The 18413-nt window shown below is 60.0% G+C and carries 18 protein-coding genes (1 of these 18 cut by a window edge); 7 read left to right on the forward strand and 11 right to left on the reverse strand.

All coding sequences use genetic code 11. The annotated features are described in order from the left end of the window. The 3 genes from I6L44_RS12495 to I6L44_RS12505 all read right to left on the reverse strand — a co-directional run. Positions 1-726 carry the 5' portion of a nitronate monooxygenase family protein gene (locus I6L44_RS12495; protein ID WP_158112851.1) on the reverse strand. Its footprint begins 321 nt before the window's first position, so only the first 726 of its 1047 coding nucleotides appear in the window; its start codon is at positions 724-726; its stop codon lies off the left edge, out of view. Further along, a complete protein-coding gene (locus I6L44_RS12500; protein WP_216951994.1) occupies positions 723-1001 on the reverse strand; it encodes a helix-hairpin-helix domain-containing protein in 279 nt (92 codons plus the stop codon). The genes I6L44_RS12495 and I6L44_RS12500 overlap by 4 nt, the downstream gene beginning before the upstream one ends. 72 nt (positions 1002-1073) lie before the next feature. Then, entirely contained in the window at positions 1074-1715 is a 642-nt protein-coding gene (locus tag I6L44_RS12505; RefSeq protein WP_216951995.1) for a ribonuclease, read from the reverse strand. A 197-nt stretch (positions 1716-1912) separates the two neighbouring features. Here I6L44_RS12505 and I6L44_RS12510 point away from each other — a divergent pair, with 197 nt between their 5' ends. Next, positions 1913-2473, forward strand: a complete 561-nt coding sequence (locus I6L44_RS12510; protein ID WP_005335471.1) for a carbonate dehydratase — start codon at positions 1913-1915, stop codon at positions 2471-2473. A gap of 80 nt (positions 2474-2553) precedes the next feature. Here I6L44_RS12510 and I6L44_RS12515 read toward each other — a convergent pair whose 3' ends face one another. After that, a complete protein-coding gene (locus I6L44_RS12515; protein ID WP_216951996.1) occupies positions 2554-3462 on the reverse strand; it encodes an S-adenosyl-l-methionine hydroxide adenosyltransferase family protein in 909 nt (302 codons plus the stop codon). A gap of 198 nt (positions 3463-3660) precedes the next feature. On the opposite strand from I6L44_RS12515, the gene I6L44_RS12520 reads away from it, so the two are divergent. Further along, entirely contained in the window at positions 3661-4125 is a 465-nt protein-coding gene (locus tag I6L44_RS12520) for a hypothetical protein (RefSeq protein WP_216951997.1), read from the forward strand. A 217-nt stretch (positions 4126-4342) separates the two neighbouring features. After that, positions 4343-5593: a DEAD/DEAH box helicase gene (locus I6L44_RS12525; protein ID WP_216951998.1), complete on the forward strand. Its 1251-nt coding sequence runs from the start codon at positions 4343-4345 to the stop codon at positions 5591-5593. A gap of 82 nt (positions 5594-5675) precedes the next feature. Here the strand turns inward: I6L44_RS12525 and I6L44_RS12530 are convergent, their stop codons facing one another. Then, entirely contained in the window at positions 5676-6947 is a 1272-nt protein-coding gene (locus I6L44_RS12530; RefSeq protein ID WP_103252384.1) for a hypothetical protein, read from the reverse strand. Positions 6948-7175: 228 nt separating this feature from the next. Next, positions 7176-7940: a CphA family subclass B2 metallo-beta-lactamase gene (locus I6L44_RS12535; RefSeq protein WP_204385102.1), complete on the reverse strand. Its 765-nt coding sequence runs from the start codon at positions 7938-7940 to the stop codon at positions 7176-7178. A 343-nt stretch (positions 7941-8283) separates the two neighbouring features. Between I6L44_RS12535 and I6L44_RS12540 the strand changes: the two genes are divergently transcribed. Beyond that, positions 8284-9312 carry a hypothetical protein gene (locus I6L44_RS12540; RefSeq protein WP_216951999.1) on the forward strand — a complete coding sequence of 343 codons (1029 nt, stop codon included), beginning with the start codon at positions 8284-8286 and terminating at the stop codon, positions 9310-9312. Positions 9313-9410: 98 nt separating this feature from the next. On the opposite strand, the gene I6L44_RS12545 is transcribed toward I6L44_RS12540, so the two are convergent. Further along, entirely contained in the window at positions 9411-11114 is a 1704-nt protein-coding gene (locus I6L44_RS12545) for an amidase (protein ID WP_216952000.1), read from the reverse strand. 127 nt (positions 11115-11241) lie between these two features. Continuing rightward, a complete protein-coding gene (gene aguA / locus I6L44_RS12550; protein WP_201961399.1) occupies positions 11242-12339 on the reverse strand; it encodes an agmatine deiminase in 1098 nt (365 codons plus the stop codon). A gap of 155 nt (positions 12340-12494) precedes the next feature. Here aguA and I6L44_RS12555 point away from each other — a divergent pair, with 155 nt between their 5' ends. Both I6L44_RS12555 and I6L44_RS12560 read left to right on the forward strand, forming a co-directional pair. Further along, on the forward strand, positions 12495-13448 hold the full coding sequence (locus tag I6L44_RS12555) for a LysR family transcriptional regulator (RefSeq protein ID WP_216952001.1): 954 nt from the start codon (positions 12495-12497) through the stop codon (positions 13446-13448). 532 nt (positions 13449-13980) lie between these two features. After that, positions 13981-14325 (forward strand): endonuclease domain-containing protein, encoded by a 345-nt coding sequence (locus tag I6L44_RS12560; RefSeq protein WP_216952002.1) that lies wholly within the window; start codon positions 13981-13983, stop codon positions 14323-14325. A gap of 62 nt (positions 14326-14387) precedes the next feature. Here the strand turns inward: I6L44_RS12560 and I6L44_RS12565 are convergent, their stop codons facing one another. After that, entirely contained in the window at positions 14388-14954 is a 567-nt protein-coding gene (locus I6L44_RS12565) for a TetR/AcrR family transcriptional regulator (RefSeq protein WP_005335495.1), read from the reverse strand. Between the two features lie 199 nt (positions 14955-15153). Between I6L44_RS12565 and I6L44_RS12570 the strand changes: the two genes are divergently transcribed. Next, complete coding sequence (locus I6L44_RS12570; RefSeq protein WP_199258864.1) at positions 15154-16191, forward strand: alkene reductase; 1038 nt, start codon at positions 15154-15156, stop codon at positions 16189-16191. A gap of 113 nt (positions 16192-16304) precedes the next feature. Here I6L44_RS12570 and rpoS read toward each other — a convergent pair whose 3' ends face one another. Beyond that, positions 16305-17288: an RNA polymerase sigma factor RpoS gene (gene rpoS, locus I6L44_RS12575; protein WP_005335504.1), complete on the reverse strand. Its 984-nt coding sequence runs from the start codon at positions 17286-17288 to the stop codon at positions 16305-16307. Between the two features lie 45 nt (positions 17289-17333). Beyond that, complete coding sequence (locus I6L44_RS12580; RefSeq protein ID WP_216952003.1) at positions 17334-18404, reverse strand: LysM peptidoglycan-binding domain-containing protein; 1071 nt, start codon at positions 18402-18404, stop codon at positions 17334-17336. Positions 18405-18413: the final 9 nt, after the last annotated feature.

Here is an 18413-nt window from a genome sequence, read left to right on the forward strand (position 1 = left end):
GCAACAGAGAAAGGCAGTGCCCATCTGCACAGCGCTCGCCCCCATTTGCAGCGCGTTGGCTATCCCCTTGCCATCGACGATACCACCAGCGGCAATCACCGGCAGGTCGGTTGCCGCGAGGATCTGCGCCAACAGGGTCAGGGTGCTCTGCTGCAGCGCGAGATCCTCAGAGAGGAAATGACCGCGATGACCTCCCGCCTCCAATCCCTGAGCGATGATGGCATCGGCGCCGTGTTGAGCGAGCCATACGCCCTCCGCGACCGTAGTGGCGCTGGCAAATACCTTGGCCCCCGCATCCTTCACTTGGGCAAGCAGCTCGGGCGCGGGCAGGCCGAAGTGAAAGCTGACCACCGCCGGTCTGAACTCAGCCACCATGGCGGCATGCTCCTCATTGAAAGGTGCACGACTTGGCACCATCGTGACCGCTGGGGGAAGTATGCCGAACTCGATGTAGTAGGGAACAAGGCACTGCTGCCAGCGGGCCAGAGCAACGGGATCCGGTTCCCGTTGCCGATGGCAGAAGAAGTTGATGTTAAATGGCCCAAGGCCGCTGTGGGCAAGTCGCTCCAGTTCGCTGCGCAGCTCCGCTGGCGTGAGCATGGCGGCAGGCAAGGAGCCCAAGCCGCCCGCACGGGTCACGGCCAGCGCCAGCTCGCTACCCTGCACACCGGCCATCGGCGCCTGAATAATGGGATAACGCATCCCCAGTTCGCTAAAGAGGCTCATCCATTCACCCCTTTTGCAGCGTCCGCCGCCAGATGTGCGCGGGCCAGCGCAATGGCACCGTCGATGGCACTACGCGCCTGCGGGCTGTTCTGCCAGCAAGTCGAGCCCAGCATGCTGGCCACCAGCTGGACGATATGGGTGGTGTCGGCCTCGGCCAATCCGGCCAGGGTATGATAGCCCAGCTGTTCGAGCCGCCCGATAACGGGCGGCCCCACCCCTTTCACTCCGAGCAGCATTGCCCGCTCTTGTGGGGTAAACCGGTTATTGCCATCCATCTGTCAGACTCCTTTCTGATAACCGTGGTTAAACATCAGGCCCGCAAGGGGCCCGATGAAGAGAGTGGAGGCTTAACGCACGCTGCGCAGCAGGAAGTCCGGCTGACCACAGGAGCGGCGCTCGCGCTTTTGCATCTCGGCGGAGCAGGTGACCGCATCCGTCCCCTCTTTATTGACGCAGATGTAGATCTCCCGCAGGAAGCGGCCACCATCGGCGCAAGCCACCGTGATGTTGTCGGGGGCCAGCCACTGGTTGGCGCTCGCCAAATCGGCCTTGAGCTGGAAGCTGGTTTTGCGCAGCGGCTCTTCCGGGGATTGATAAGCCGCCGGGATCTTCACCTTCTGGCGCAAATCACTCGCCAGCTGATGGAAGGCCTGCTGGCTCAGGCCGGAGCAGGTGCCATGTTTCTCCCACTCATGGCGATAGAGGAAACGGCTGGGGTAGAGGTCGGCAAACTTGCTCTCCATATCGGGATCGAGCCGTTCGCGAGTGCAGTTGCTGGGGTAACCGCGATCGTACTGGGGCCAAAGACCATGCAGCACAAAGCCCAGCTTGCGGGAACACTGGTCCCGATCCGCCGGTTTGACGGCGCAGTGCTCGGGCGACCAGGAGAGCGCCATGGCGTAATAGTCAAACGCCCCCGCCTCCCCTTTGGCCTGCACGGCCGAGGAGAGCAACAAACCACCCGCCAACAGGGCAATCATCTTCTTCATCTATATATGTCCATTTCAACCAACTCGGGAATGGCTGCAATGCTCCCATATTCCAGCGCGCGGAAACAGTGGTCCCGCCAAGGCTTGCGACAAGGGTCAGACCACTTCGGGGTTTCACCGGATAATAACGAGGCGTAAGCTGGCATCCTGGCGCCGGGTGCGCCACCGCATCATTTCAAGCAACCACAGGATGTAACATGATCCGCAAGAATCCCTCCGGCCATCTGCCTGTCATCGACGAATCCGCCTATATCGACAAGACCGCCATCATCTGCGGCAAGGTGATCATCAAAGAGAATGTCTTTGTCGGCCCCTATGCGGTGATCCGTGCCGACGAGGTGGATGAGAGTGGAGATATGGAACCCATCGTCATCGGCGCCAACTCCAATATCCAGGACGGGGTGGTGATCCACTCCAAATCCGGCGCCGCCGTCACCATCGGCGAGTACACCTCCATCGCCCACCGCAGCATAGTCCACGGGCCGTGCGAAGTGGGGAACCGGGTCTTTATCGGCTTCAACAGCGTGCTGTTCAACTGCCATATCGGTGACGGTGCCGTGGTGCGTCACAACTCGGTGATCGATGGCTGCGATCTGCCGCCGGAGTTCTACGTCCCCTCCACCACCCGTATCAACCAGCAGAGCGATCTGACCCATATCCCGCGGGTTTCGGTAGATGCCGCCGAGTTCTCCGAGGACGTGGCCCACACCAATATCGATCTGGTCAAAGGGTACAAGGCGCTCTCCAACGAGTTCTGATCCCTTTCTTTATTACCAGAGAACAAAACGGGCGCCGAGGCGCCCGTTGCTGTTTCTATCTCTACTTATATATGTGCTGGTCAGGAGCACCTCTTCAGGCTGATATGCCAGTTGGCACCGGATTGCACCTGATGCTTGGCGGCGAAGCTGTCCATGTTCAGCGCCACCGACACCTGCAGCAGACTGTTGAGGTAGACCAGCGGCTGACCTTCCGGCACATCGCCGAAGCTGCTGACGTAAGGGGCCTTGCCGTCATATTTGACCACATCCCCTTCACGGATCTTGATGCAGGCGTTATCCCCCTTGTTGATCCCCGCCTTGGTCAGCAAGGCATCGTCGATATTGGTCCAGACGTTGCCGTACTGCACATCGAGGATCGGGATGGTGCCCTTGAGGGTGCCATCTTTCTCTGCTACCGCAGGCTGATAGGGGATCTTCACTACCTCGGCGGGCAGCAGCGGGCCAACCTGCTCGTAGCTGATAGCGCCGGAGGCGAGCCGTGCGCCGGTATAGGCGTACACATCGCGGCCGTGGAAGGTGTAGGACTTCTCGGAACCCTTGAGGCGGTTGAGCTTCTCGTCGATCTGGCGCACCGCCTCGATGCCGAAGTGCTCGGCCACCAGGGTCAGGGTGCCGTTGTCCGGAGTCACGATGTAGTGACCGCTCCTGGTCTTGAGGACCACTGACTTGCGCTCGGTGCCGACACCGGGATCCACCACGCTGACAAACACTGTGCCCTTGGGCCAGTACTGCAGGGTCTGGTAGAGGCGGTAAGAAGCTTCCCAGATGTTGTAAGCCGGGATCTCGTGGGTCAGGTCATAGAGCGGCAGGGTGCGATCCACCCCGAAGGCGACCCCCTTCATGGCCGACACGGCGCCATCTTTGAGGCCGAAATCGGTCTGGATCACCAGCGCTTCGTTGGCGGCGGCGATGCCGCTTGCCAGCATGAGGGCGAGCGCTATGGCGCGGGGTGTGGTGCGAATATCCATATCTGAACTCCTGAATCATCTGAGGATAACGAAACGGCGACGGCCATTTAGACATCCAGACTGCCACCAATGGATTTTTTTGCAAGGGGTTTGCAACAAAGTGAGGGACGACTCGCAGAAATTGTGCTCGCAAAACGTCGGCGGCGGGGGTATCAAAGGCAGAATGGGAAAACGTTTACAATACAGGAGCTCAGCACCATGACACAACCCGTACCGGAGATGATGACCCTGCTGCTGGAGATTGGTGAACAGAGCAGTCAGCTCTGGCTGAGCCAGCCAGATGCGGCCCCGTCTCACTACCCGCTGGCCTTTGGCACCCACGCCATCCAGCCCGGACCGTTTCGCAATGCGCCACCCACCCCGCTCGAACTGGAGCGGGCCATCATGGTGGTGGAAGATGAGCTGATGCGCATCGCCCCACAGATCCCGCCCGGCTTGCAGCTGACCCTGCGCAGCCAGCCATCGCTGGCCGAAGCGCTGGGGGACAATGAACTCAGCCGGGATCTGGTGGAGCAAGCCTTTGGCCAGCTGGCCGCGATGGCGGAAGGGGATCCCCTCACCGCCAGCTTGCTGCCACGCGACGAGCACTTTGCCGCCGTGCTGCTGATCGTCAGGGAGTGGCTGCACCATCTGGCCAGCGAGAGCGTGCTGATCGTGGAGTAGTGTCATGGCTGATGCCCCTTGCACTGCCGACTCGCGGTAAAACAGAAGCGCGGCGACGAGGTCCTGCGCCACCGCCATGCGCAGCATGCAAAACCGGGAGCTATGCGCCCTTGCTCATCATCGCCTTCTGCCGCGCCCCCAGCTTCTGTTACCATCGCGGCCACGATCACTCATTGCATCGCGGCCGCTGGCCACGATAACCCCGACTGGTGCCCCTATGTCCACAGCCTCCTTTGCCGAACTGGCCCTCTCCCCCCGTCTGCAGCAGACCCTGACCGAGCTCGGCTATGCCGCCCCCACCCCCATTCAGGCTCGTGCCATCCCCGTCATTCTGGCAGGGCGGGATCTGATGGCGGGGGCCCAGACCGGCACCGGCAAAACCGCCGCCTTTGTGCTGCCGCTGCTGGAGCAGTTGCTGGCGCAGCCGCAAGCAGAATCCCCGCGCCCAATCCGTGCGCTGGTGCTGGTGCCGACCCGCGAGCTGGCGGTGCAGGTCGCCGAGAGCGTCGCGCACTACGGTCAGGGCACCGGTCTCACCAGCACGCTGGTCTACGGCGGGGTGAGCATCGCGGCGCAGGTCGAGGCGCTTCAAGCCGGGGTGGATCTGCTTATCGCCACCCCGGGCCGTCTGCTCGACCATCTGCGGCAGGGGGCATTGAGCCTTGATAGCCTGCGCCATCTGGTGTTTGACGAGGCCGATCGCATGCTCGACATGGGCTTTATGGACGAGATCAAGGCGCTGCTCAAACAGATCCCGGTGGATCGCCAAACCCTGCTCTTCTCCGCCACCTGCGACGACAACCTGTTTGCCCTCTGCAAGGTGCTGCTGCGCGACCCCGAGCTGATTGAAGTAGCGCCGCGCAACACCACGGCGGCCGAGGTGGAACAACGGGTCTACACGGTGGACAGTGATCGCAAGCTGGCGCTGGTCGAACACATGCTGAAAGTGAAAGGGTGGGCACCGGCACTCATCTTCAGCCGCACCCGCCAAGGTGCTGACAAGCTGGCCCAGCAGCTCGGCAAGGCGGGCATCAATGCGCTGGCCTTCCACGGCGATCTGTCGCAAAGCGCGCGTGAAAAAGTGCTGCTGGAGTTTCGCGCCGGCACCCTGCAGGCGCTGGTCGCCACCGACGTGGCGGCTCGCGGCCTCGATATCACGGATCTCAACTACGTGATTAACTTCGAGTTCCCGTTTGTGGCGGAGGATTACGTCCACCGTATCGGTCGCACCGGCCGTGCCGGCAACAAGGGGCTCGCCATTACCCTGTTCAGCCCGGAAGATGCACCGCTGCTGGAGAAGGTGGAAGCTGTGCTCGACACCCGCTTGCCCCAGCAGTGGTTTCCGGGCTTTGAGCCGGATCTCACCCGCTTCGAGCCCGAGCCGCGCCGCAACAGCAAGGCGGCCCAGAAGCAGCGCGCCAGAAAGCAGGCGCTCTCTGGCAACAAAGGCAGCAAGGGCAAGCGTTAAGCCTCCCCTGCACCGCCAATAAAAAACGCCCGCATGGGCGTTTTTGTTATCTGACCAAAGCCAGCTCTTGGCGAGTAACCCCCTAACGGGTCGCCAGCACCAGTGGCAGGGATCGCAAGATCTGCCGCTCCGCCAGGGTCGAGAGAATAAACATCACCATATAGCCGAGGCCCAGCGCCACGATAATCGCCACCACGTTGGCGGTGAACTCGGCCACCAGATAGTAGGCGGCAACCAGTGCCACTATGCCCGCCAGCCGGATCAGCAAACTCCGGGTAAAGTGGCCGTGAGCCTTGATATAGGCGAGCTGATAGCCGTTGAGCATCATAAAAATGAAGAAGATGGAGAAGTGGAACAGCACAGGCACCGCCCCCACGTAGTCGGCGGGGAAGAACAACAGCACCAGCGGCTTGCCCGCCAGCAGCATCAAACCAAAGAAGGCCAGACTGACGATGGCGGAGAGACGGAAGATCCAGCGGCGAATAAGCCTTATCTGACGGTGATCGCCATTGCGCAGATTGACCGCCAGCTCCGGCAGCACAAAGCGGTAGATGGGGAAGACAAACAAGGTGGTCATATAGGTAAAGATGGGACGCACCACCACCTGAAAATCCCCCAGCTCGTCGATGCTGAAGTGGCGGATGGTGAGCAGCACTGTGATGTAGATCATCAGGATACTGGCCCCCGCCTCCAGCGAGGCGGTAAAGCTCTTCTTCACATAGCTCACCATCTCGGGGCCGAGCGCCACCTTGGCCAGCGGCTTGGTGGCGATAGCCCGACGACGCGAAACATACATATAACCGGCGATGGCGAGCGACGAGAAGGTCAGCCCGTAGAAGAGCGAAGGGAGCGCATCCATCCCGAGCCCAAAGTAGCAGGCCATAAACAACAGGCCGTTGGCCAGCGGCTCCAGCCAGGTGACCCGGTTGGAGAGCGCATACATCCGGTACATGGCCACCAGATTGGTGAAGTAGACCTTGAGCCCCAGCCCGAAGATGACCCCCACCAGTTGCAGATACTCCACCCGGATATGGAGCCCGTGCTTGATATAGGGGATCACCGCCCCCCAGGTGAGCAGCACGATGCCGATGAGGAAGTAGCGAAAGATATTGATGATGTCCCGATCGTTCTTGGTCTGGGAGTAGCTCACCACCATGGAGGAGCGAAAACCTGTCATCAGGATAAAGGAGAGGGAGATCAAATCCACCACGCTGTTGAACAGCGCCAGCTCTCCCTTGGCGACCCACTGCGCCAGCCACACCTTGAAGGCGAAGCCGATAACGATGCTGACCAGCGAGGCCCACATCCCGGTGATAAAGGCCTGCTTGAGGCGCGCGAGAGAGGCGTATTGCATAACGAAAATGGATAACTTTCAGGGAAAAGAGAGAGGGCCATCTTATGAAAGCCCACCCGCCTTGAACAGCCTTAATCTCGCAGTGCCAACGCCCGCAATAAGTGGCCGCAGAAAAGCCGCAACAGCAAAACCCCCGCTTATTTCCTGAAAGCGGGCGTTTTGTGGTGTGCCGTTATGGCTGCTGATTGCAGCAATGGCAAGGCTTGCTACCAGTCTGTCGCGCAGCCGTTATGACTGCGGCGCCGCCTTGATCAGCTCCTCGTAGTGATCAATCAGCTCGGGGCCGTGCAGCGGCGAGTCGTGACCGCCAATCACCGTCTTGATCGGCAACTTCATCGCTTTAAGCCGCTCGATGGTCTGCGGATAGGCCTTCACATTGGCAAAGCTCAGGTTGCCCAGCTTCTCCTTGAGGATGCAGTTGCCATAGAGCACCTGCTCGTCGGGGAAGTAGACAAAGATGCCGTCCGGCGTATGGGCCGGGCCCGCGTAGAAGGCGCGCACCTTGCCCTCTTGCAGCTTGAAGTCGCCATCATGCACCACGTTCGGCAGCACCAGCGGCAGATCCGGATACTCCGGCAGCCCCTTGCGGGTAAAGGCGACAATCTCGGCCCAGTCGCTCTTCATCAGATCCCGGGTCTGGCGGGTCGCCACCACCTTGGCCCCGATGGACTTCCAGTAGGCGTTACCGCCCGCCCGGTCGGTGTGGTAGTTGGTGTTGATCACCTCCAGCACCGGCTTGCTGCTGACCCGTTTAATGAGCTTGTGCAGCTCGCGGGCGGTATCCGGCGTCCAGGTCGCCCCCACCACCGTCACCCCCTTGGCCCCGAAATAGACCATGGAGTTCTCTTTGACGTAGTAGTTGTCTTCAACAACATAGACAGGGCCGCTCACCTGCTTGAGGGAGATCCCCGCCGCCCGCACGCTGCCACCCCAGAAACTCGCCATCAGCACCACGGCCCCGGCCAACCCGCACTTCATCCAACCTTTCATCATCTTGCTCCCTCGAACCAACCGCCCCCTCGCCACCCCTGTGGCAAGCCGGGCCTTTTAAGCAGTGGGCAGAAGATACGGGGGATTTGTGAGGGGAAAATGAGGTTGTGTGAAGAGAAGGTGAAGTCTGGGGGAAGTCAGGGGAAAGTCCGGAAAAATCAGCAGCGACCTCCTGTTCGCGAACGACCGAATACTCTGTAAACGTAGGGCTTCGCTGCGCGAAGCCCTACATACAAGATGGTGAGTAATTGAGTCTGTTTTGAGCTCATTTGTGATAGACCTAATTTATTCACAAAACGATTCATAGTAACCTTTTGGCTCTTTTCTCGTGGCCGAAAGATACCCTATGGAAGCACCTGCGTTTGTTATTCGCTCAGAAAATGATGCCTATGAACTGCTTCGGCAGCTGTTGGAAAACGAAATTGATGTTGATGCTTATGACCTGCGGTTTGATGGATGGCCACGATTAACAGTCCATCTAAAAGGAGAGGGATTTCAGTCAACAATCACCCCTCCTTTGATGAGTGCCTTCTTGGAACTTCAACGCAATATATACAGAAGCTATGCTATCGCACGTTACAATACTCCTAAGGTAACGGCACTAAATGCCCTAGAGAAAGAAGCACTCCAGATCGTTGTAAAGGTAGAACCGGGTAGCTCCTTATTCAGTGTGGATCTGGATGGCCTGTTAGAAAAATGGGGTAAGGATCTAATTGATAAAATGGATGCTAAAACATTACTCACCATGGTTATTGCTGTTGCTGCCATTTGGGCAGGTAAATCCGCATACTCGGATTATCTTGCTCAACGAGTTGAGATTCGCCAAATTGAAGCGAAGAAAGAAGAGCAACAACTCCTGATTGAGCAACAAAAGCTCCGAATGGAAGAGCGTGCGCGAGACGATGCCCAAGAGACTAAGCGCATGGAAATGTTGACTGAGCTTCTCCAACAACAACCAAAGCTGCACACTATCAAAGCCTATGCTGATGACTCCAGAACTGAGTTGTTTAAACGAAGCGCAACTGCTGATGAAGTCGAAATCCAAGGCATGAAGATGGATGGAGAAACGGCAGCAGAGCTGGTAAAGAATGCTAGAAATAAATCCGAAGATGTGCGGCTAGATGGTATGTATCGCATCTTAAATGTCGACTCTTCCAACCCAGATGAGTTCAAAGTCAAAGTCCGCAGCCAAGAGTCTGGTGATGAGTTCATCGCTAAAGTCCAAGATGGAACATTAGATCGGCGCTATCTGGATGCATTGCAAAGAGGAGAGTGGTCACGTCGCCCTGTTCGCCTGCAAATTAACGCTAAGTCCATAAAGGATGAAATCCGCAGTGCCGTAGTGATGCAGGCAAACTTTCCTGAACAAGATTGAAATCAACCACCTGAATATTGTATCTCGCCTGAACCTCTGAACTTATAAATATAAGGCTCCCATCGGGAGCCTTATTGCATTCATAACGGAGATCTTCTTCACCCCAACGGCGGCGTCCGCGGTGGCACCATACGCTTGCTGCCGGTGGATTCGAAGGCCGAGGCGAAGCGCAGCAGGTTGTTGTCGTCATAGGCGCGACCGGCGAAGGTCAGGCCCACCGGCATACCGATATCGGCCATCACCCCCATGGGGACGGTGACGGTCGGCACGCCGAGGTGGCGAATGGCGAGGTTGCCGTTGGCAACCCAGATGCCGTTGCTCCAGGCGATATCGGCGGAGGCCGGATTCACATCCGCATCAGCCGGGGCGACGTCAGCGACGGTCGGGAACAGCACGGCGTCGAGCTTGAGCCCGTCCATCCAATCTTCCAAGTCCAGCTTGCGGGTCTTTTCCAGACCGCGCAGGCCATCCGGCACTGTGGGGATCTCGTCAAAGCGCTTGATGCCGCGCTTGGCCATATTGACGTACTCGTCCATGCCCGCCGCCAGATCTCCCTCGCGGTTCGGCAGGGTGCCCGGATCGTGGGGGAAGATCTTCAGCCCATCGACATCGGCCAGCTTGTTCAACTTGGGATCGCCGTTGGCACGCAGGAAGTCGTCGAACGCCCAGCCGGAGAGCTCCCACAGCTCGTCGTTGAGAAACTCCGGGCTCACGATGCCGCGATTGAACACGGTCGGCGCACCGGGTCGGTCCCCTTCGCAGTTGGAGACCAGCGGGAAGTCCACTTCGATGACTTCGGCGCCAGCGGCTTCCAGCGCCTTGCGCGCATCTTCCCAGAGGGCAATTACGGTCTCGCGGGTATGGATGCGCTGACCGGTCGGGCCGCCGATACCGGGGTTTTCGCTGGTGCCGGCCAGTTCATCCTTGTTGATAAACATGCGCGGCACGCCGAGGCGCTTGCCCTTGAGGGCATCGGGCTTGGCAGCCAGATCCAGATAGGAAGCCGGACGCACTTCAGAGGCCTTGGGCAGCTGCACCCAGGGCTGCATGCGCCACAGATCGCCACGGGTGTCGGCATCGTCGGCGACCACTACGTCGAGCACTTCCAGCAGATCGTTCATGGTGCGGGCATAGGGCACCACCACATCCATGGTCGGGGTCAGCGGCCAGTTGCCGCGCACCGAAATCACGCCACGGGACGGGGTGTAGGCGCACAGACCGTTGTTGGAGGCCGGGCCACGGCCGCTCGACCAGGTCTCTTCCGCCAGACCAAAGGCGGAGAAGCTGGCGGCAGTGGCGGTACCGGCGCCGTTGGAGGAGCCGGAAGCAAAGGGCGCGGTCAGGTAGTCGGCGTTGTAGGGGCTCTCGGCACGGCCATAGACGCCGCGCTGCATGCCGCCATTGGCCATCGGCGGCATATTGGTTTTGCCAAGGCAGATGGCACCGGCGGCGCGCAGGCGCTCAACGGTAAAGGCATCGCGCTGGGCCACCAGATCCTTGAAGGCCGGGCTGCCGGAGGCGGCGGTCAGCCCCTTGACCAGATAGCTGTCTTTGGCGGTATAGGGGATGCCGTCGAGCGGGCTCAGGGTCTCGCCACGGGCACGGCGGGCATCGGAAGCCTCGGCCTCTTTCAGCGCATCGGGATTGGCGACCACCACGGCATTGAGTTTGGTGGCAGTCTCGGGGCCGTTGTAAGCCTCGATCCGGGCCAGATAGGCCTTGACCAGTTCGACCGCTGTGGTGCGGCCTGATTCGAGCGCGGCACGCAGCTCGGCAATGGAAACCTCGGTCACTTCGATCATGGGGATCTCCTGTAAAAGGGTGACTGTTTGTCATGATGATCGCCGCATCAGCGCCTGCGACCATCACACCATCAAGAGATAAAACCCCACGGCGTGGGGTTTTGAATTTCTACACTCTTCGACCAGCTTACTGACCTGAAGGGATCTGCTGAGTAATGCAGTGAATATTGCCACCGCCCAGCAGGATCTCGCGGGCCGGCACGCCGACCACGGTGTGCTCCGGGAAGATCTCTTCCAGAATGCGCTGGGCTTCGCCATCGGTGGCGGCATCCAGCAGCGGATAGACGATGCGATCATTGGTGATGAGGAAGTTCACATAGGAACCGGCCAGACGGCCTTCTGCCTCGCGCGGCACACCGGTACCACTCTCGACACCGGCAGACTCCTCTTCGGTGCAGAACAGCGGGCCCGGCTGGGGCAGCTTCCACACTTTCAGCTTGCGACCCTTGGCATCGACCGCCGCTTCCAGCACCTTGAGGGCGGCCACGGAGCGGGCGTACTGGGGATCGTTCTGATCGTCAGTCCAGTGCAGGGCAACTTCACCCGGGCGCACGAAGCAGCACATGTTGTCGATGTGGCCGTCGGTTTCGTCCATGTAGACGCCTTCGTCCAGCCAGATAAAGCTGGTAACGCCCAGATAGTCGCGCAGGTGCGCTTCGATCTGCTCTTTGGTCAGGTGCGGGTTGCGGTTTTCGTTGAGCAGGCACTCGGCGGTGGTCAGGCAGGTGCCTTCACCATCGACGTGGATGGAGCCCCCTTCCAGAATCAGCGGCGCATCGTAGCGAGCCATCTCGTGCTGGGTCAGCATCTGGGCTGCGACCTCTTCATCCTGATTCCACGGGTAGTAGAGACCGCCCTTGTGACCACCCCAGGCGTTGAAGCCCCAATCCACGCCACGGCACTCGCCGGCAGCGTTGGTAACGATGGTCGGGCCGGTATCGCGGGCCCAGCAATCATCGCTGTCCATTTCGACCAGGGTGACGTGAGCGGGCATGATGGCGCGAGCCTGCTCCATAAACTGGGCCGGTACCCCCATAAAGACCGGAGTCGCACCACCGATGGCATCGGCCACCTTGGCGAAGGTCTCTTGCGCGAAGCGACCGGCTACGCGCCAGTTGTCCGGGCGAAACGGCCAGATCATCCAGACGGCCTGCTGGTGCGCCCACTCGGCGGGCATGGTGAAGCCGTCGGCGGCCGGCGTGGAGTTAATGGTCTTGATGCTCATCGCAAGGCTCCTTGCATGGATTGAGGCCCCCGTTTACGCCAGATGCGGCGCGGGAACCCGGAAAAATAAGGGTGGGTCGCAGATTAAGACGTTGCGCCCCCATCCATCAAATGAATAGGATGGATTGTCCCATAAACACGGCGAATAATCCCCCCATGAAACTGCACCAGCTCGACCTCAATCTGCTGCTCGCTTTTGACGCCCTGATGACGCAGGGCAGCGTCACCCGCGCCGCCGAGGCGCTCTTTATCAGCCAGCCCGCCATGAGCCACTCCCTTAACCGGCTGCGCACCTTTCTCGGCGACCCGCTCTTGGTGCGCACCCCGCAGGGGATGCTGCCGACCCCGCGCGCCCAGCGGCTGCATCTCGGGGTGCAGCAGGCGCTGCGGCTGCTGGAGCAGCAGCTCACCGAGGAAGAAGAGTTCGAGCCGAGCCAGTCAAAGCGGCGCTTCGTGCTCTGCACCACAGATTACGTGGAGTGCGTGCTGATCCCGCCGCTTATTCAGCGGCTCAGACGGCTGGCGCCGGGGGTCACCATCGAGATCCGCATCCTGCGCGACACTCTGCCCGAAGCCGAGCTGGCAAGCGGCGAGATCGATCTGGTGCTCGGCTTTGACGAGTACATGCAGGTGCCGGGGTATCTCGGCAAGGAGACCTGGCTCACCGAACCGCTGGCCGGACTGGTGCGCGCCGATCTGCCCATTGCCAAATCGGCCCCCGCCGGCGCCGAGGATGACCCCTCCCAGTGGCAGGAGCGCATCACCCTGCAGCAGCTCATCGCCATGCCCCATGTGTTCCACTCGCCGCTGGGCACCTCGGAGGCGAGCCTCGACCGCTATCTGAAGAGTCAGGGCTTTAGCCGCACCATCTCGGTCAACAGCCAGAGCTATATGTCCGCCGCCGCCATCGTCAGCCAGAGCGATCACCTGCTGGTGCTGCCCAGCATGGTGGCCGACCTGCTCGCCACCCACTGGCCGCTGAAAAGCCTGCCGCTGCCCGCAGACGTGCCGGATTACCACCTAAACTGCGTCTGGCACCCCGTTCATGCCCAGCAACCCGCACTGGTATGGCTGAAAGATTTGATGAAGGAGCTGGTGGGGCCGAGGTGAGGCCGCAGCGTCTGGCATACCCCATCGGCGCATACGCAACAACCGGCGCAGGTGTGGCTCAAGGATTTGATGAAGAAGCTTGTTGACCGACCATGATGCCCAAACCGAACCTCGATCAATTCCCTCTCCCTCCGGGAGAGGGTTAGGGTGAGGGCTGCTTCTGCTCCCTCCCCCTCATCCCCAACCCTTCTCCCGCAAGGGGAGAAGGGAGCTGATCCAGTACAATCGGCAACATCACGGGTAACCAACTAGCAGGGCAATGCCCATCCACTCATCAGCTCATCAGCTCATCAGCTCATCAGCTCATCAGCTCATCAGCTCATCAGCTCATCAGCTCATCAGCTCATCAGCTCATCAGCTCATCATTACCAAACACAACGATAGCTCGGTTGGGGTCAACAAATCCTGACAGCACCTAGATCTGTTCCCTCTCCCTTTGGGAGAGGGCTAGGGTGAGGGGACGCAATATCCAACCGGTAAACACAAAGGAAGCTGGCTATATCTATAGGGCCAAACAGAACTGGAGCCCTTTATGGAAAGCAACCGCTTTGCCAAACGACTGAGACGTGATGCCACGCTGGCAGAGCAGAAACTGTGGCAACAGTTGCGCAATCGCCGTCTGGCGGGGCTGAAATTTCGCCGCCAAATGCCCATCGGCCCCTATGTGGTGGATTTCATCTGCCTTGAACAGGGATTGGTCATCGAAGTGGATGGTTCGCAACACGGAACACAAGCGGACCAGATTCATGACGAGGCTCGGACAGCTTATCTCAATCAGCAGGGATTTCGGGTGATACGAGTGTGGAATAACGATGTACTGGGCAGGTTCAACTCTGCGCTGGATTTTATCCTGCTCTCATTACACCAATCCGATTGACCCCTTCTCCTCAATTCAAAAAGCAAAAACGGAGAAGGGGACACCCAATCCACTGACTATTTTTACGCCCGCAGGGCCCGCATCAGCTGGGCGACTACGTCGTCGAGCAGGGGGCGATCGGGGCGGCACTGGGCGAAGGTGACCAGCCCTTGCAGGTTGATCAGCAGCAGGGCGGTGAGGGTGTGGATATTGCTATCCGGCGCCAGCTCGCCCTTGGCCTGCGCCTGTGTCAGCAACTCGGCCAGATCCTGCTCCAGCTCGCCATAGATCCCCTTGACCCGCTGGGTCAGCTCTTCATCCTGCTCGCTCAGCTCCATCATGGTGCGAGTCACCAGACAGGAGCCGCAGAGCGCCTCACCCACAATCCGGTCGAGATAGGCCGCAAGGCCCGCCAGCGGGCTCGGGTTGTCGAGCAGGGAGCGGCGCAGGGTGCGTTTGCCCTCGACATAGTGATCCACCGCAGCCAGCAGCAGGCCTCGCTTGTTACCAAAGGCGCCGTAAATGCTGCCCGGGTGCAGGCCGGTGGCAGCCACCAGCTCCTGCATGGTGGTTTTGGCATATCCCTTGGCGCGAAACGCTTCCATGGCATTTCGCAGTACCTCGTCCCGATCAAACTCGGCTATGCGCATGGTTCCTCCCGTGGGAAATGGTTCACCGGCAAGGAGCGACAGGGCCCGCCGATAAAGAGTGGCTGGAAAGGGCGGCAAGTTTACCCCAGCCGCCCGCTCGGGCCAACCTTCTTGAACGCGCATTCAAAAAAAGCTTGCGCCCGACGCAAAAAACGTCTTGAATGCACGTTCAAGAATAACCCGTTCAGGACAACCTATCATGAATACCCTGTTTCAGCCGTATCGACTCAATGACACTCTGACCCTGGCCAACCGTTTCATGATGGCCCCGCTCACCCGCTGCATGGCAGGCCCAGGTCTGGTGCCGACCGAGCAGATGGCTGCCTATTACGGCCGCCGCGCCGACATCGGCCTGATTGTTTCCGAGGCCGTCATCATCCGCCCCGATGCGCAGGGCTACCCCAATACCCCGGGCCTCTTCACCCAGGCGCAGATCGATGGCTGGAAGAGAGTGACCAGCGCCGTGCACGCCAAAGGCGGCAAGATCTTCGCCCAGCTGTGGCACGTCGGCCGCCTCTCCCACCCCTTCTTCCATCAGGCTGAAGTGCTGGCCCCCTCTGCCGTGGCGCACGAGGGCACTGTGCCCCGCATGCGCGAGCTGACCTATCAGGTGCCACGCGCCCTGACCGAGGCCGAAATCGCCCAGCTGGTACTGGATTACGCCCAAGCCGCAGCCAACGCCATCGAGGCGGGCTTTGACGGGGTGGAGATCCACGGTGCCAACGGCTACCTGATCGACCAGTTCCTGCACCACTCCACCAACCTGCGCAGCGACAACTACGGTGGCAGCCCGGAAAAGATGAGCCGCTTCGCGCTGGAAGTGGTCGATGCCATCAGCACCCGCATCGGCGGTGATCGGGTTGGTATTCGCCTCTCCCCGGGTGCCTATGTCCATCTGGCGGGCAGCCCGGAAGATCGCGCCGTGTTCGACTACCTGCTGGGCAAGCTCAACGATCGCCCGCTGGCCTATATCCACCTCGGCATCTTTGATGACAACCTCACCTTCGATTATCTGGGTGGCCGTGCCTCCGACTATCTGCGTGCCCACTACAAGGGCAATCTGGTCGGGGTGGGCAACTACGACGCCGAGCGCGCCGCTGCGGCCATCGAGGCCAACCGCTTCGATCTGGTGGCTATCGGTCGTCCGCTTATCGCCAACCCGGACTACCTCACCAAGGTGAAGAAGGGCGAAGCACTGGTGCCCTACGCCGACACCATGCTGGCTGAGCTGGTATAACAGCCCGCGATCACCAGACCACAGGCAATAAAAAGCGAGGGGAGCTGTTGCTCCCCTCGTGCTATCTGGCTGATGCGCTGATCAGTTGGTGCGGGCTTAATTGGTGCGGATGCTTAATTGGTACGAAATAGCGCCTCGATGGAGAGCCCCTGACTCAGCAGGATCTCTCTCAGACGGCGCAGCCCCTCGACCTGGATCTGGCGCACCCGCTCGCGGGTCAGGCCAATCTCGGCCCCCACATCCTCGAGGGTGGCCGGCTCGTAACCCAGCAGACCAAACCGGCGTGCCAGCACTTCCCGCTGTTTGGGGTTAAGCTCCTCCAGCCAGTGGACAATGCTGCTGCGCATATCATCTTCCTGAGACTCCAGCTCAGGCCCCATGCCGCGCTCGTCGGAGAGCACATCCAGCAGCGCCTTGTCGCGATCGCCACCGATGGGGGTATCCACCGAGGTGATCTTCTCGTTGAGCTTGAGCATGCGGTTCACGTCATCCACCGAACGATCCAGCGCGAAGGCGATATCCTCGGCGGTCGGTTCATGATCGAGACGGTGAGAGAGTTCGCGCGCGGTGCGTAGGTAAACGTTTAACTCCTTGACCACATGAATGGGCAGACGGATGGTGCGGGTCTGGTTCATGATGGCCCGCTCGATGGTCTGGCGGATCCACCAGGTAGCATAGGTGGAGAAACGGAAGCCGCGCTCGGGGTCAAACTTCTCGACAGCGCGGATAAGACCGAGGTTGCCCTCTTCGATGAGATCCAGCAGCACCAGGCCGCGGTTGTTGTAACGGCGGGCGATTTTCACCACCAGTCGCAGGTTGGACTCGATCATGCGCTTGCGGGCGGCTTTGTCACCTCGCAAGGCACGACGGGCGTAGTAGACTTCCTCTTCGGCAGTGAGCAGCGGGGAGAAACCTATCTCCCCCAGATAGAGTTGCGTGGCATCCATCACCTTGTTCAGCTCAGGTGCCAGCAACTCATCAGAGATAGTCTCGTCCGCCTCGGCGGCTACCTCCTGCAACTCTTCTACTTCATGAGATTCGGGTTCAGCGTCAAACTCTAACTCTGCATCCTGCATTACCAGTTGTTCTTGGCTCATGGTGTGTCTCCCTGACGTTACCAGAGTAAGACGGTCTCTCTGGGGTTAACGCTTTGGCAAATAGCTCATCGGATTGATCGACTTGCCTCTGTACCGGATCTCGAAATGCAATCGCACATCCGGCGCGTCCGTGCTACCCATGTTGGCAATGACCGAGCCCCCCTTGACGCTGTCCCCTTCCTTCACCCGCAACTCGTCGTTGTGTGCGTAAGCGGAGAGATAGTCATCATCATGCTTGAGGATAATCAGCTTGCCGTACCCCCTTAAAGCACTGCCAGCGTATACCACTTTACCGCTGCTGGCGGCGTAGACGGGTTGCCCCTTCTGGCCGGCTATGTCGATCCCCTTGTTACCCTGTTCTGCAACAGAGAACCCCTCGACAATCCGGCCTTTTGCGGGCCAGTGCCAAGCAAGTCTCGACTGGGAGTTGTTTATTTTTTGTTCTTTGGACTGAGCGTATTCCTTCGGTGCTGCCGGAGCAACGGATTTCTGAGAGATGAACGGCGTGGTCTGACCAGATCCACTCGGCTCGGCCAACGGACGCGGACCGCTGCTCGGACGGCTCACGGCCACCGGCGTCACGGTTGCCGGACGAGTCGCAGCCACCATCTGGGTGCTGCTGCCACCGGCAGACTGGACATTGAGCACCTGACCCGGTTGCAGCGCATAGGGGGCACTCAGGTTGTTGCTCTGGGCCAGCGCCTGCGGCGTCATGCCGAACTGGCGGCCGATGCTGCTCAGGGTATCGCCGCGGCGCACCTCATAGGTACCGGCACTGCGGCTGCTGCCAACACTGGCGCTGGAACCATCGAGTCGCAGACGCTGCCCCGGATAGATGTTGTAGGGCGGGCTGATGTTGTTGAGGCTGGCCAGCGACGGCACGTCGTTGCCGGAGTTGAAGGCGATGGAGTAGAGGGTATCGCCCCGCTTCACCACATAGCTGCCGCCCTGAATGGGTGCGCTGACCTGGGCACCGCTTTGGCGAGCCGGAATGGTCGAGACAAACTGCCCCTCATCAACACCATCTACCGGAGCTGCATTTTTACTGGAGGAGCAGGCAAGCAGCAGCCATGACAACACCACGACACTGCTTCCTTGCCAAATACGCGAACGCATAATGGATCC

Origin of the sequence: Aeromonas sp. FDAARGOS 1414 (assembly GCF_019047065.1) — a bacterium.
Taxonomy (GTDB): Bacteria; Pseudomonadota; Gammaproteobacteria; order Enterobacterales; family Aeromonadaceae; genus Aeromonas; species Aeromonas veronii_A.

Bases quoted from the DNA above. Each gene is read 5' to 3' on its own strand.
- I6L44_RS12515 (WP_216951996.1), bottom strand. From the start codon at position 3,462: ATGGATATTCGCACCACACCCCGCGCCATAGCGCTCGCCCTCATGCTG.
- rpoS (WP_005335504.1), bottom strand. From the start codon at position 17,288: ATGAGCCAAGAACAACTGGTAATGCAGGATGCAGAGTTAGAGTTTGAC.
- I6L44_RS12560 (WP_216952002.1), top strand. From the start codon at position 13,981: ATGGAAAGCAACCGCTTTGCCAAACGACTGAGACGTGATGCCACGCTG.
- aguA (WP_201961399.1), bottom strand. From the start codon at position 12,339: ATGAGCATCAAGACCATTAACTCCACGCCGGCCGCCGACGGCTTCACC.
- I6L44_RS12510 (WP_005335471.1), top strand. From the start codon at position 1,913: ATGATCCGCAAGAATCCCTCCGGCCATCTGCCTGTCATCGACGAATCC.
- I6L44_RS12565 (WP_005335495.1), bottom strand. From the start codon at position 14,954: ATGCGCATAGCCGAGTTTGATCGGGACGAGGTACTGCGAAATGCCATG.
- I6L44_RS12525 (WP_216951998.1), top strand. From the start codon at position 4,343: ATGTCCACAGCCTCCTTTGCCGAACTGGCCCTCTCCCCCCGTCTGCAG.
- I6L44_RS12580 (WP_216952003.1), bottom strand. From the start codon at position 18,404: ATGCGTTCGCGTATTTGGCAAGGAAGCAGTGTCGTGGTGTTGTCATGG.
- I6L44_RS12545 (WP_216952000.1), bottom strand. From the start codon at position 11,114: ATGATCGAAGTGACCGAGGTTTCCATTGCCGAGCTGCGTGCCGCGCTC.
- I6L44_RS12505 (WP_216951995.1), bottom strand. From the start codon at position 1,715: ATGAAGAAGATGATTGCCCTGTTGGCGGGTGGTTTGTTGCTCTCCTCG.
- I6L44_RS12520 (WP_216951997.1), top strand. From the start codon at position 3,661: ATGACACAACCCGTACCGGAGATGATGACCCTGCTGCTGGAGATTGGT.
- I6L44_RS12500 (WP_216951994.1), bottom strand. From the start codon at position 1,001: ATGGATGGCAATAACCGGTTTACCCCACAAGAGCGGGCAATGCTGCTC.
- I6L44_RS12555 (WP_216952001.1), top strand. From the start codon at position 12,495: ATGAAACTGCACCAGCTCGACCTCAATCTGCTGCTCGCTTTTGACGCC.
- I6L44_RS12530 (WP_103252384.1), bottom strand. From the start codon at position 6,947: ATGCAATACGCCTCTCTCGCGCGCCTCAAGCAGGCCTTTATCACCGGG.
- I6L44_RS12570 (WP_199258864.1), top strand. From the start codon at position 15,154: ATGAATACCCTGTTTCAGCCGTATCGACTCAATGACACTCTGACCCTG.
- I6L44_RS12540 (WP_216951999.1), top strand. From the start codon at position 8,284: ATGGAAGCACCTGCGTTTGTTATTCGCTCAGAAAATGATGCCTATGAA.
- I6L44_RS12535 (WP_204385102.1), bottom strand. From the start codon at position 7,940: ATGATGAAAGGTTGGATGAAGTGCGGGTTGGCCGGGGCCGTGGTGCTG.